General features: G+C 42.0%; 14 protein-coding genes. 8 read left to right on the forward strand and 6 right to left on the reverse strand.

Features of this window, described 5'->3' with window-relative positions:
* The first annotated feature begins 311 nt into the window (after positions 1–311).
* From JFC07_RS01900 to purC, 4 genes are all read left to right on the forward strand, one after another.
* A complete protein-coding gene (locus JFC07_RS01900) occupies positions 312–1,766 on the forward strand; it encodes a Do family serine endopeptidase (protein ID WP_198327971.1) in 1,455 nt (484 codons plus the stop codon).
* Positions 1,767–2,277: 511 nt separating this feature from the next.
* A complete protein-coding gene (gene dapA / locus JFC07_RS01905; protein WP_198327972.1) occupies positions 2,278–3,183 on the forward strand; it encodes a 4-hydroxy-tetrahydrodipicolinate synthase in 906 nt (301 codons plus the stop codon).
* 145 nt (positions 3,184–3,328) lie between these two features.
* Positions 3,329–3,649 (forward strand): hypothetical protein, encoded by a 321-nt coding sequence (locus tag JFC07_RS01910; protein WP_223808496.1) that lies wholly within the window; start codon positions 3,329–3,331, stop codon positions 3,647–3,649.
* Positions 3,650–3,783: 134 nt separating this feature from the next.
* Entirely contained in the window at positions 3,784–4,497 is a 714-nt protein-coding gene (purC, locus tag JFC07_RS01915) for a phosphoribosylaminoimidazolesuccinocarboxamide synthase (RefSeq protein ID WP_198327973.1), read from the forward strand.
* A gap of 97 nt (positions 4,498–4,594) precedes the next feature.
* On the opposite strand, the gene JFC07_RS13145 is transcribed toward purC, so the two are convergent.
* Entirely contained in the window at positions 4,595–5,194 is a 600-nt protein-coding gene (locus JFC07_RS13145) for a hypothetical protein (protein WP_227678257.1), read from the reverse strand.
* Positions 5,195–5,415: 221 nt separating this feature from the next.
* Here JFC07_RS13145 and JFC07_RS01925 point away from each other — a divergent pair, with 221 nt between their 5' ends.
* Positions 5,416–6,063, forward strand: coding sequence for a DNA-3-methyladenine glycosylase (locus JFC07_RS01925; protein WP_198327974.1), 648 nt, complete (start codon positions 5,416–5,418; stop codon positions 6,061–6,063).
* A 50-nt stretch (positions 6,064–6,113) separates the two neighbouring features.
* Positions 6,114–6,425 (forward strand): YqfO family protein, encoded by a 312-nt coding sequence (locus JFC07_RS01930; protein WP_198327975.1) that lies wholly within the window; start codon positions 6,114–6,116, stop codon positions 6,423–6,425.
* Positions 6,426–6,451: 26 nt separating this feature from the next.
* On the opposite strand, the gene JFC07_RS01935 is transcribed toward JFC07_RS01930, so the two are convergent.
* The 5 genes from JFC07_RS01935 to JFC07_RS01955 form a co-directional block, all read right to left on the reverse strand.
* Positions 6,452–6,823: a hypothetical protein gene (locus JFC07_RS01935; protein ID WP_198327976.1), complete on the reverse strand. Its 372-nt coding sequence runs from the start codon at positions 6,821–6,823 to the stop codon at positions 6,452–6,454.
* A gap of 313 nt (positions 6,824–7,136) precedes the next feature.
* Positions 7,137–7,475, reverse strand: a complete 339-nt coding sequence (locus JFC07_RS01940; RefSeq protein WP_191692287.1) for a hypothetical protein — start codon at positions 7,473–7,475, stop codon at positions 7,137–7,139.
* Between the two features lie 145 nt (positions 7,476–7,620).
* Complete coding sequence (locus JFC07_RS01945; protein WP_191692288.1) at positions 7,621–8,259, reverse strand: PepSY domain-containing protein; 639 nt, start codon at positions 8,257–8,259, stop codon at positions 7,621–7,623.
* A gap of 818 nt (positions 8,260–9,077) precedes the next feature.
* Positions 9,078–10,292, reverse strand: coding sequence for an IS256 family transposase (locus JFC07_RS01950; protein WP_198327977.1), 1,215 nt, complete (start codon positions 10,290–10,292; stop codon positions 9,078–9,080).
* 126 nt (positions 10,293–10,418) lie between these two features.
* Positions 10,419–10,622: a CsbD family protein gene (locus JFC07_RS01955; RefSeq protein WP_191690216.1), complete on the reverse strand. Its 204-nt coding sequence runs from the start codon at positions 10,620–10,622 to the stop codon at positions 10,419–10,421.
* A gap of 493 nt (positions 10,623–11,115) precedes the next feature.
* Between JFC07_RS01955 and JFC07_RS01960 the strand changes: the two genes are divergently transcribed.
* Positions 11,116–11,805 carry a TetR/AcrR family transcriptional regulator gene (locus tag JFC07_RS01960; RefSeq protein ID WP_191690214.1) on the forward strand — a complete coding sequence of 230 codons (690 nt, stop codon included), beginning with the start codon at positions 11,116–11,118 and terminating at the stop codon, positions 11,803–11,805.
* Between the two features lie 116 nt (positions 11,806–11,921).
* A complete protein-coding gene (locus JFC07_RS01965; protein WP_198327978.1) occupies positions 11,922–14,132 on the forward strand; it encodes a molybdopterin oxidoreductase family protein in 2,211 nt (736 codons plus the stop codon).
* Positions 14,133–14,197: the final 65 nt, after the last annotated feature.

Below are 14,197 nucleotides of genomic sequence, written 5' to 3' on the forward strand. Positions count from 1 at the left end.
AGAAAAGATAAAGTTTTATACCATAAGTCGAAAATGGACGGTAAACTAACAAGCATTCTTCTTTGCAAGTTTGCATTTCCCAAAGTTTATGATGAACGCAGATAACAAAAGCAAGCGGTAAAATCTCTCAGCCAGCAATGCAAAGACTAATATAAAAATCAATTTTTAAATGTTAGCTTTAGAGATTAGCGTAAGAGTAAACTGAGCGATTATCAGCATAATATATAAATAAGACGCCAGAATTATTATTCATAACGGTCCTATTCAAACCGTTTATAACAATTATAAAGACCCATTATATGGAGGGTAACATGCCTAAAAATATGTCTAAAACGTCGAATACAGCCAATTTGAGCCGTTGGTTACAGCAGAGCGCGTTGGCCATAGCGGTAGCCACTACTATGGCGGCAGGTATCAACATCGCGACCGTGCCAACTGCCCAAGCGGCTGTTACCACCGCAGATTTTTCGGGCTTGGTACAGCAAGTCACGCCAGCGGTCGCGCGGGTAAACGTCACCAAAACTGTCAGCGAGGCGGAGCTTGCTAAAGCCCAAACGGCTGAGCTATTGCGTAAGTTTTTTGGCGATCGTTTGCATATTCCTGACCAAGCAGCGACGCCCGCGATTGAACATGCCTATGGCACTGCATTTTTTGTCACCCGTGATGGTTATATGCTGACCAATCATCATGTGGTGGCAGGTGCGGACAAAATTACTGTGACGCTCAATGACAGAAGCGAGCTTGATGCCAAATTGGTTGGCAGTGATGAGCGCTCAGACGTGGCGGTGCTCAAGGTCACGGGGCGTCAATTCCCTGCCTTGCCAATCGGCGATTCTAACGCGCTAAAAGTAGGGGAGCCGGTATTAGCGATTGGCTCGCCTTTTGGTTTTGATTATTCGGCATCAGCGGGTATTGTTAGTGCCAAATCGCGTAATTTTTCCCGTGAGACCAGTGTGCCCTTTATTCAAACTGACGTGGCATTAAACCCGGGTAACTCTGGCGGTCCACTATTTAATCAGCGCGGTGAAGTAATTGGTATCAACTCGCGTATTTTTAGTGGTACGGGCGGCTATATGGGTCTGTCATTCTCTATCCCGATTGATGCGGCGATGGATATTTATGAGCAGTTAAAAGATAACGGTGAAGTTGCGCGCGCCTATCTAGGTATTTTTCCGCAAGATATCGACCGTAATTTAGCCGAAGCTTATAATTTAGCGCGTCCGCAAGGGGCATTATTGACGCGCGTTTCACCAGACTCACCGGCGCAAAAAGCGGGGCTAAAGCCAGGCGATATTATTTTAAAATACAATGATGTCTTAATTATGGAAGCCTCTGATTTATTAAACCTGATTAATCGAGCGCGGCCTGACGATATCTTTCGCGTTCAGATTCAGCGTGACGGTAAACAAGCTATCATAACCGGCAAGCTTAGTAATGCTTCCAATGCTATGCAATCGCAAACCGGCGCACAGCAAGCCAACGGCATCAGCTTGGGACTGGCGCTGCGCAATTTAACGCCAGAGGAGCAAATAGAGCTGGCTGCTGATAATAAGACCGGCGTGCTGGTCACCGCTATTGAGCCGACGGGACTCGCGGCGCGCTCGGGTATACTGGCAGGCGACGTTATCACCAATTTGCACCAAAAACCGATTAAAACGGTCAATGATTTTTCTAGCGCCGTGGCATCATTGCCCGAAAAAGGCGTGGTGACGATTGAGATAGTGCGTCAGGGCATCCCAGGTATCATTGGTTTGCGCATTGAATAGCAAAGGATAGCGTGCGTGATTAGCAGCGTTATGAATCGGCTGTCTTTATTGACAGTAATACATATCGTCCGACCATTGCTATGTTGACGATTCGTTAAAATACCTAAAAAGGTTTTATCGCTGCTAACTAGTTACGCTACACTAAGCAATTGCACTACGCTAACTATTTAGTTTTCAGGCTTATTTTTTAGGCTAAATAGAGTCGCGCTTAGCATTATAATAGATTGCTAATTTTTCGCTTTATAGAAGTGTTAAGCATGAATTGTTTGATAGCGATGAAGGCAAAATATGCTACACTAGCAGGCGTTTTTATGGCTTGCAGTCAATCAAGTGGCGGCAGCTAAATAGCGTCAATCACGTTAGCATAATAAATACACAGTATAAACATCACGCAAGGTCTTGCCCTGACGTTATTTTATCAAACGTTCAGCTCCGTAGAGCTGATAGGCACACTTGCAAACGACTTATCATGTGATAGCTTTAATAAAAGCTAGGATATACAGGCACGGTTATGAGCACAGCATACGACGATATTAAAACCCGACTACAAGGCTCAATGGTAGCCTTGGTAACGCCCATGCATCCTGACGGCACGGTCGATTATAAACGTCTGGCAGACCTCATAGATTGGCAGATTGAGCAAGGTACGCATTGCTTGGTTGCTGTTGGCACCACTGGCGAATCGGCCACTTTATCAATGCAAGAGCACAGCGATGTGATTCGTTACTTTGTCCAGCATGTCAAAGGTCGCGTACCTGTGATTGCAGGCACTGGTGCAAACAATACGATGGAAGCCATTAAACTAACCCAAGATGCCGCCGAAGCAGGTGCTGATTGTGCGTTATTGGTCGCCCCTTATTATAATAAGCCGCCACAAGAAGGCTTGTTTCAGCATTATAAGGCCATCGCTGAAGCGGTAAAAATCCCGCAGATGCTTTATAACGTACCGGGACGTACCGTTGTAGATATCGCCCAAGAAACCGTTGAACGCCTCGCTGATATTGACAATATCGTTGCTATTAAAGACGCCACAGGTTCGGCTGTTCGCGGTGAGCAACTGATCAGATCCGTTGGCGACAGAATGGTGGTGTTATCTGGTGACGATAGTACAGCTCTTGAGCTGATGCAGTTTGGCGGTAAAGGCAATATTTCGGTGACGGCTAACGTGGCACCAAAAGCTATGAGTGAGACTTTTAGCGCTGGCCTGCGTGGAGATTTTGATGCCGCTCATAAAGTTCATGACGTGGTCAAGCACTTACACCGTGACTTATTTATCGAATCAAGCCCTATTCCTGTTAAATATGCGCTGCATAAAATGGGCATGATAGATACCGGTATTCGTTTGCCGTTGGTATGGTTGGCTAAAAAGCACCATGCGACCATTGATGAAGCTCTAATCCGTGCAAATTTACTTTAGGTTTTTATAAATTTAATAAACATACCGCTTATAGTGGCTCTATAGGTTTCGACTATTAAGTAAAAAAGTTAGACATAGTAAAACTATAAACGCTTTGCCTACATACGCACCAAATAAGCAATAACTGCTAACTCAGAGAGATAATATGATGACAGTATCATCAAACCCTGCAAAAATATTCCCGATGCTAATGACCGTGGTTTTGGGTAGTACGTTAGTGTTGAGCGGCTGCCAAGCGACAAAAGGTCTGTTTGGTAAGCGCGATAATGGTAGCCTTGAATATCAGCAAAGCAAAAAACTGGCACCATTAGAATTGCCAGCGGCGCAAGAAACAGCGCCATTTGTGCCGTTATACCCAACGCCTAATGCCGGTGCTAATACCTTGAAACTAGAAAATGAGTCAGGTAAACAATATCAGCTGCCAAGACCTCAGCGTACGGTTGCTGCGACCCAAGCAGCAGAATAAACCCCTTTTTATCCCTATCTATACCGCTGGTCTTTTATTATGGTTAAGCAGGTTTGTTTTATACCTAAATACAAATGGCTTGGCGGTCACTGCGCGTTTTTACCACATAAGCTTGAACGAACAGGAACTCCCTCATGCAAAAGCAACAACTGCTCTATAAAGGCAAAGCCAAGTCTGTTTATGAAACAGAAGACCATGATCTGCTGATTTTACACTTCCGCGACGATACCTCCGCACTCGATGGTAAGCGTATCGAACAGCTTGCTCGTAAAGGCGTGGTGAATAACCGCTTTAACGCCTTTATCATGCAAAAACTGGCTGACGCTGGTATCGAAACCCATTTTGAAAAGCAGTTGTCAGACGATGAAGTGCTGGTCAAGCGTTTAGACATGATTCCGGTTGAATGCGTGGTGCGTAATTTTGCTGCGGGCAGTTTGGTACGTCGCTTAGGTTTAGAGGAAGGTCAAGCATTAACGCCGCCTACTTATGAGCTGTTTTATAAAGACGATGCGCTTGGCGATCCGATGGTCAATGAGTCCATCTCTATCTCGCTTGGTTGGGCAACTGAAGCTCAATTGGCGAAAATGAAAGAGCTCAGTCACCAAGTAAACGAAGTGCTAAAAGAGCTGTTTGATGCTGGCGATTTAATACTGGTAGATTTTAAACTTGAATTTGGCGTATTCCATGATCGTATCGTTCTAGGTGATGAGTTCTCGCCTGATGGCTGCCGTATCTGGGATAAAGCGACCAAGAAAAAGCTCGATAAAGACCGTTTCCGTCAATCATTGGGTGATGTGATTGAAGGCTATGAAGAAGTAGCAAAACGTATCGGTGTGCCGTTAAACTAGAAATATAAAATATTTAAAAAATAAAAAACTGAGCCATGCGCTCAGTTTTTTTATGGGGATAAGCATTTTAAAAACCGTTATGTTAAAGATTGCTATGTTATTTGTCTTTACGCGCTTCTTTAATTTTTTTAGCAGCCATTTCCATCGCATCGGCAGCTTTGTCCGCTAATGTGCCAACCACTTCTTTAGCTTTAGTGGTAGCGGTGTCCTTTAAAGAAGATTCTTTGTCGTCGCTAGATTTAGAGTCATCATCTTTACTGTCTTTCTTGTCAGAATCATCGCCATTTTTACGGTCAGTTTTGGCGTCTGAATTATCGTCTTTTTTGGCACCGCTATTGTTTTTATCAGACGATTTATCATTATCGCTATCTTTACTATCGTTCTTGTCCGATGTTTTATCATCTTTTTTGTCATTAGCATGATCTTGATTAGATGACTTATCGTCTTTGCTGTCTTTATTCTGTGACTGACTATTTTGCTTGTCGTTTTTAGTGTCATCGTCTGTCTTAGACTGACTATCTTTTGAGGCGTTATCTTTTGAGGCGTTGTCCTTTGAATCCTGATTTACGTTGTTTTGAGAAGCACTATTGTCGCTGTTATCTTTCATCGCTGCGTTTTTATTCGTATCTTTTTCGCTAGCATTTTTATTGCTATCGTTATGGTGCTGCTTATCATTGTTAGTATTAGAGTTAGTCATTGTTATATCCTTTTGATTGTATTTTTTAGTGTTGGATGTTTTTAGTTTTTTAACTGTAAAATTGATTGGCGAGTTTTAAGCTTACTATTAGAATGAGTTAACTGTCTGTATAGCAACAGTTGCAATAGGTAATAAGGTCTAACGCTTAGCCGCTTTGAGTGGTTTTTTATGCTAAATTTATATCGTCAATATAAACGCCGCTATAAAAAAGGTTATCTTTGATGTCATTATACAAATTGCCTTATATACAACCCTCCGTTTTAGAACCTAGCTGGTTTGTACGCCCGACCTGCGTGGTAGCGGCAGATTTAATTGGCAAAGTTTTATGTCGACAGCTAACCGATAGTGAAGGCAAGCAAAAAATCCTGCGTATGCGTATCTCAGAAACTGAAGCCTACATTGGAGAGGGTGATGCCGCCTGTCATGCGCACGCCGGTACTCGTACTGTGCGTACTGAGATTATGTATAGCCAAGGCGGCGTGTTTTACGTTTATCTGACTTATGGTATCCATCATATGCTCAATTTGGTCAGTGGGCCGGCAGAGTCGCCAGAAGCGGTATTAATACGCGCAGGGTTTTTGACAGACGATAGCGCGCGCTTAATCGACGAGCAATTACTGAGCGCAGATAAACAGCTAACCGATCCCAAGCAATTTGCAGGTCCTGGCAAGCTAACCAAACGGCTGCAAATTGACCGCGAGTTATATGGTGCGCCTATCATGCCTGCGTCAGGGCTTTGGGTCGAAGACGACGGCTGTCAGCCGCCAGTATCGCTGCGCCCACGTATTGGCATTGATTATGCGGGCACGGCGAAAGATTGGTTACTGCGCTATGTTTGGACCGACCATCCTTCACTGTCCAAAAAATAGCCAATCTAGAGTTGTTACTAATTTTTTAAAGAGCATGAAAGGGGTAAGCAATGTATAAATTGACAGTTTTTATTCCCAATGAAGCGCTAGAGCAAGTAAAGACTGCCTTATTTACGGCTGGTGCTGGAAAAATTGGTGATTATGAGCAGTGCTGCTGGCAAGTTAAAGGAACAGGGCAGTTTATGCCGTTAGCAGGCAGTCAGCCGCATATTGGCACGCAGGATACACTTGAAACGGTCGAAGAATGGTGCGTGGAGATGGTGGTAGCCGACGCCTATATTAAGCCAGTGATTGAAGCATTAAAGCAGACGCATCCTTATGAAACGCCTGCTTATGATGTGATTGAGGTATTGGACTTTTAAGATCTTAAATTTATTATCAGAAATTATCAGTCTTCTTTGATTTTAATCACGTTGTAGCTTGGATAATCAAGCTCGATTTTATAGTCTTTACTGCCGCGGCGAGCTTTTACTTTTATTTTACTGTCGCCTTTTTTATATCTGACGTCTTTGACCCGATAACCCATATTGCTAACCTGATTGGCCGCGCGCTGCTCGATAGCAGGCTGATAAAGTTCTTTATCAATAGACTTGATGGTTTTCTTGTGTTTCTTATAGATTTTAGTATCTTTGTAAATGTCTTCATAAAGGTCGCCATAAGCATTGTAGCCGGGCGCGGTGACGCAGCCAGTCGTTATGGACAGTAACGCGGCAATCATACTGCTCGCCGCCGTGGTTTTTAATAACGTATATTTTTTCATAATATTCTCTCATGCTATGCTATTAAAGGTATTGGTAGCTCGTCTATATAAGCAAGGTTCTATGCTAAAAACGACACAATAAAAAAATGGTCAACTAAACCAAGGGCTGGCTTATTTGACCAAGGGCATCAAGTCATCAACGATGCCAAAATCTTATCTGTACGTACAAGGCGTGTTCTTAATTGAATCGTACTCATCTAAAATAGCTAAATTTTGTCAAACGTCGTCAAATAACGAGAGCACAGACCCAAAAACCCAAACGCCTAGCCATTAGGCGCTATGCGCTATTTCTATAAATTGTTGAGAGGTTAAGTTACTTGTAGCGATAATGGTTATTATTATAGCGACCATTATTGTTGTAGCGGCTATTATCTTTTTTATGCTTACCGTTTTTATTTTTGTGATGACCGTTTTTATTCTTATGTTTGCCTTTTTTGCTATCGTGGTGAGCATGATTGACTTTATGGCCGCCATTATTATAACGACCATTATTGTTATACTTGCCGTTACCCTGATACGGACCGTTTGGGTAATAAACTCTTTGACCATCATGTCTTGGCGTGACGGTACAACCAAAGGTAGTGCCCAATAAAGCAAGCACAATACCAGCAGAAAAAGCGGTTTTTAAAGTTGAGAAGCTTAATATCTTCATAATGAATATTCCTATTATCTTATTAATTCCTATTACTTATCAGTAATGTGGCGATTACTGGTATTTAATTACTGATCTTAATGTTGCACTACCACAATAACGTTGCATAAGAAAAGCTAACGTATAAAAATGGACTGTTTAAAGATTAGTCTTTTTTAATCTTAATCACATTCAAGTTTGGATAGTCAAGAAAAATCTCATATTCTTGTGAGCCACGTTTGGCTTCTATCTCAAATACGCCGCGATTGTTTTTTTCATCAAGCTCGATATCTTTGACTCGATATCCCATGCCTTCAACTTTACTGATAGCACGTCGTTTGATCGCAGGGTAACGTGCTTCTCTTTTGATTCTATCTTCAACATCGTCATTTTTATAACGTTTGTCATTGTTGTATTTACCATTATAGCCATTGTTATTATGGTTTTTATCTTGCCAAATGTTTGACCAATCACTCTTACTTGAGCTGATAAGTTTTAGACCAGGGTAAGTATATTTAAGGATATAAGGCTGATTGTTCTTTTTAGCGTACGCAGTAATGGATTGATTACCACGATGAGTATCAGGTTTGATATCCATTACTTGGTAGCCTTTACTACGTAAATTTTGGCGAAGCTGTTGACTGACACGCCCAAAATTATTATTGCCATATTTGCCATCTTGATAAATTGGAGTATGACCATAATTTGGGCTTGCTACTGCACAACTCGCTGTAGCTCCTATTAACGTAACGGCAAGACCAGCAGATATGGCTGTCTTAAATGATAAAGGTTTTAGAATTCGCATGATGGAACCTCTTAAGGTATAAACTGGCTAAAAAAATAGTTTTTTGCTAGGAATTTTGTTTCTAGAAAATAAACAACAACGCTGAAATATGAGATATTACAAAAATTTATTTGAATTTTATAAATTATTATTCGTTAATAACGTTGTTTTTGAAATATTTTCTTACATAACTATAGTAATACTTAAAACTTATCAACACATGTCGTGGGTGTTAATAAGTTGTAAATTTTGCAAATAATTGCGTAAGCATTCGCTACTTTGAGTGACTAAGGTGTTGCTTATGACCACGAACATCGCTAACACTTATATATATATTATTTACTAAATTTTTATTATTGAAAATAAAGCCTTACGAATCAATATTTTATATTTAATCTGTAGTTATAGATAAGCGCTTGTAAGCATATGCTTACAGGCAATGACGCTTACGCGACTTAACACTAGGTCAATATTTTGACACTATACACACACGGCATAAGGGAATGTGACTCAAGGATTGAGTTAACCGTATTAAGGATAATAATTCAATTATTAGCATCAGGATGATAATGATAATTGAAGTATGGACACATGACCCGTGTTGCAGGCAGTGAATGCCAGTAATAGCAAGAAGTAATGGGCAGGATGCCCGACTGTCACAATATGCTTAATGTCTTGCAAGGATGCATGATTAGAGTCGTGATAGGTAACATGGATGGTTAACAATAAAACCGCATAACAATTAATTGCTATGCGGTTTTATTGTATCTGGCGCTTATGCCTATACTAAATTGTCCTTAGCTAATAAGAGCCCATCCCAGATTCTGTGTAACTGCCATTTAGATTAAATGCTTACTAATGCGATCATCAAACATAATCATAAAGCGATTAAGGGCAGACGTCCAGTTACGGATCGGCATCGACCACTTTTTAGAGGCCTGCTGAGTTGCTAGGTACACCACTTTGAATGCTGCCTGATCAGACGGGAAGACCTTACGCTTATTCACCGCTGTCCGAATCACACTGTTTAGCGACTCTATCGCATTGGTGGTATAGATCACTCTTCTGATGTCTTTAGGATAACCAAAGAACACCGTTAAGCCCTCCCAGTTATTGCGCCAAGACTTGATGACATGCGGGTACTCTTTGCCCCATACTTCATCAAAGTGCTCAAGGTTGGCCTCTGCCATCTCAAGCGTATCAGCACCGTAGATGGCCTTTAAATCAGCTGCTACGGCCTTCTTGTCCGTCCAAGGTACGAACTTCATCGAATAGCGCACCATATGCACGATACACAGCTGAACCTGAGCGTTAGGGTAGACCGTATTAATGGCATCAGGGAAGCCTTTTAGGCCGTCTACACAGGCAATAAGAATATCTTGAACCCCGCGGTTTTGTAGCTCAGTGAGAACACCAAGCCAGAATTTAGCGCCCTCGTTCTCTGATAGCCACATGCCAAGCAGCTCTTTTTTACCATCAAGAGCAACGCCTAAGGCCAGATAGATAGCTTTGTTGATGATCTGCTTGTCCTGACGAACTTTGACGACAATGCAGTCTAAGTAGACGATAGGATAAACACTGCTCAGCGGCCGGTTCTGCCAAGCGGTGATGTCCTCTAATATGTTATCGGTGATTCTTGAGATAAGAGAGCTTGAGATGTCGACATTGTAGAGCTCTTTAATGCTCTCTACGATCTCAGTGGTGGTTTGACCCTTGGCGTAAAGGAATATGATTTTATCATCAAGGCCACTAATACGGGTTTGATGCTTACTGACAAGTACAGGCTCAAAGCTACTGTCGCGGTCTCTGGGGGTGGAGATCTCAAGCTCGCCTATGTCACTGCGGACTCTCTTTTTAGTGTGCCCGTTACGCTTATTAGGCTTGTCTGCTTTCTCATGCTTGGGGTAGCCGAGATGGTCTTCCATCTCAGCCTCTAAGGCAGTATCGATAAACGACTGCATGAGCTGCTTCTGAAAGTCTTTGATGTCATCGAAGCTTTTCATGCTACCAGCCATTTGCTCAGCCAGTTTTTTAATGTCAGATTGGTTAGTCATTGCTTATTCTCCTGTTATTGGATTATAAGCAGTTACACAAAGTTTGGGAAAGGCTCGCTAATAAGGAAAACACAAAAGCCGCATTGAAAGTCAATGCGGCTTTTATTTAAGAAATCTACTTTAAAGTTAGTATTTGTTTTCAGTACGCCATGCGTCTACTTCACGCTCAGCATCATCTTTACTGTGACCATAACGCTCTTGGACTTTACCAACGAGCTTATCACGGCTACCTTCGATGTGTAATAGATCATCATCAGTAAGATCAGCCCATTTCTGCTTGACCGTACCCTTCATTTGTTTCCAATCACCTTTTAGCGTATGTTCGTTCATTATTATAATCCTTATTTTAGTTATCAAATCTTTACGGTAAATAGTTTAAAAATTCTAATGCTATAAACCGTAAAGTGCTTTAGGAGCAAGTTATTATTTATGATTTATGATTGTTCTTATTTATCTCGTACTGTTTTAAGTACTTTACAGCTAGCCCGTGGCCAACTCGTGATACCAATATATAAATGTTAGACCGCCGTGTCTGTATGAGCAATGTTTGTAGTGTTGCTTAATTATGGTCATTGCTCTTGCTATGTTATGGAGGGCATAGTTGTGTAATATATAGAGTACTTTGTCAGAGCGATACGTAAAGAAAACCAGTAGCTAAATGTCTACCTATATAGTGCATTATCCTTTTTTATGTCTTTATCAATCCTAATTCTAAAACTATTAATGGAAAATCTTTTATGCATCTAATTGTAGACTTGTTATTTAATTAACTATAAGCTTATAGCTGAAATCATAAGCCTTAGACAATTAGGACAGAATAACAGTGAGTCCACTTAATACCGTAAACGCGACAAGATTAGATACGAAGCGTGAGCTGGCAAAAGCCAAAACCCGTCGTGCCTTATTAAAAAGTGCGCTGCAGCTTTATAGCTTGGAAGGCGCTTGCGGCATGAGTATGAACAAAATCGCTAAAGGGGCGGGAATCGCCCAGCCAAGTTTTTATAATCACTTTGACAGCGTAGAAACGCTACAAAGTGAGTTGAGTAGGCAATTAAAAGACAATTATTTATCACTGATGCGTAAGGCGTGGGCAGATATGCTTGGTGATTATCCAACGCTGTCTAGAGCGGCGTTCAATCAGCGCTGTCAGCATTGCTTGACGCTAATTTTTACAGCTGCCTTTCAAAATATTAGGTTATTCCAACGGTTACTCGAAGACAGTCTGCGCTTTGATTTGCGAGTAGAAGATAAAGGTTTGGGAAGTTTGTTTACCGACATACGCGAGGAATGGACAAAGATATTCATCCAAGGATTACAGTCAGCCGAGTGTTCTTTTGAGACGTTTGAAGTTTATCTCTGCGTTGATAGTGCGAGCGCGCAGGTTCATGAGTTGATATTAGGCTGTCATCAAGGACGTTATTCACAGCAGCAAGCAATTGCGATGTTGTGCAAAAACTTTGATGGGCTTTTTGGTGGATTTTTTATCAATAATGAGCAAGTAATAAGTAGCTAGTGAGCAAATTAATGAATGCTGAGCTCGCAAAATTTTTAAAACTAACGAATCTATTCATATCATAAAACGGAATTTAGTTAGCGAAAGCGATAGTAACGATCACAGGGAGCGTGACCATGAGCAGTAAACAAACCAAGACGAATGAGCAAACACATTTTAGAACCTGCAATCTGTGCGAAGCGATGTGCGGTATTGAAGTAAAGCACGATGGAGCAAAAGTATTATCGATTAAAGGCGATAAAAATGACCCATTTTCTAAAGGTTATATTTGCCCAAAAGCAACTGCTTTGCAAGATTTGCATGAAGACCCAGATCGCTTGCGTCATCCCATCGAGAGGACGGCTAACGGTTGGAAAACAATCAGCTGGGATGAGGCGCTTGGTAAAGTAGCTGCTGGCATACAGTCAGTACAAAAGAAACATGGCCAAAATGCTTTTGGTGTTTATTTAGGCAATCCCAACGTCCATAATATGGGCGGCATGCTGACCATTAAGCATCTATTAAGCAGTATCAAGACCCGCAGTCGTTTTTCTGCAACCTCGGTCGATCAATTACCGCACCATATCGTCAGCATGCACCTGTTTGGGCATATGCTGCGTATCCCCGTGCCTGACGTCAATCGCACCCAATATATGCTCATCATTGGTGGCAATCCGCTGGCATCTAACGGCAGTATTATGACCGCGCCAAATATGCGCCAAAAGCTCAAAGACATCAAAGCCCGCAATGGCAAAGTAGTAGTGATTGATCCACGCCGTACCGAAACTGCTGACATTGCAAGCGAGCATCATTTTATACGTCCAGCAACCGATGTTTTATTTTTGCTTGCTATGCTCAATGAAATCTATGACCAAGGTTACGCGGACAAAGCACGGACTAATAATAGAGCGGCGGCGCTTGCGCCAGAGATTGCGCGCTTGGCAGATTTCGCTAAAGACTATAGCGCAGAGTTAGTTGCTGATATTACTGGCATTGCCGCAAATGAGATTAAAAGACTGGTCAAAGAGTTTTGCGAAGCCGAAAGCGCCGTCTGCTATGGGCGCATGGGCGTATCGGTGCAGGAATTTGGCTTATTAAGCCAGTATTTGATTATGGTGATTAATATCGTCACCGGACGTTTGGATGAAGTAGGCGGCCTCATGTTCCCCAATCCTGCGCTTGATGTGGTCAATAACTCCGGCCCAGGTTATTTAGGCAAACGTCATAGCCGCGTGAGTAATTTGCCTGATTTCAATGGTGATTATCCTGTCGTAGCGATGGGTGACGAGATGCTGGTAACAGGCGAGGGTCAATTAAAAGGCTTTATGACCGTTGCAGGCAACCCTGTCCTCAGTACGCCAAATGGTGAAAAATTAGATAAAGCCTTTGCCAATTTGGACTTTATGGTCGCAATTGATTACTTTGTCACAGAAACCAGCCGGCATGCCAATATTATCTTGCCACCCGTCTCGCCGCTAGAGCGTGACCATTATGACGTTACCTTTAATAATTTTGCCGTACATAACGTCGCTAAATACTCTCCAGCGTTGTTTGCTAAGAAAAAAAGTGCCAAACATGATTGGCAAATCTACTTAGAGCTGGCAAAACGCCTCGATAAAAAAGCGCCGCTTACGACCAAAATTGAGCGTCGATTGGTTAAGACTTTAGGACCAAAATTTTTGCTTGATCAAGGCTTGAGACGTGGACCTTATGCTGGCATGAATCTAAATAAACTCAAGAAAAAACCGCATGGACTGGATTTAGGCACGCTCAAAAGAATGCTACCGCAAGCAATAAAGCATAAAGATAAGCAAATTCATCTTAATATCGATTTTTATAAAGCCGATTTCGCGCGCGTACAAACGATGATGCAGGATTATGATGACAAACAGATTTTACTTATCGGTCGTCGTCATGTACGCAGTAACAATTCATGGCTGCATAATAGCTATCGCTTGGTCAAAGGCAAGCCACGCTGTACGCTGATGCTGCATCCTGAAACAGCGAAAGAATATGGTATTAAGGATGGACAGGAAGTAAAAGTGACCTCGCGCGTTGGTAGTGTGACGATCGTAGCAGAAGTCACCGATGAGCTAATGCCTGGCGTAGTCAGTATTCCTCATGGTTGGGGTCATGGTCGTAAAGGCGTGCAGCAAAAGATTGCGCAAGCGCATGCTGGTGTCAGTGTTAATGACTTGACGGACGATACCTTAATCGATCAGCTAAGTGGTAATGCAGCAGTCAATGGCGTACCTGTACAATTAGAAGCAATCGCGCTAGAGGTGGTTGATTTGGAAACTGTTGATACTGAGGTTAATGGTGATATTAAATCAGGAAGCGCTGCATAAAATAGCTCTAAAATAAAAGTCTTTAATTTAAAAAGGCACTTAAAAAAGTGCCTTCTTTACGTTTT

Source organism: Psychrobacter faecalis, assembly GCF_016107575.1.
Lineage (GTDB): Bacteria > Pseudomonadota > Gammaproteobacteria > Pseudomonadales > Moraxellaceae > Psychrobacter > Psychrobacter faecalis.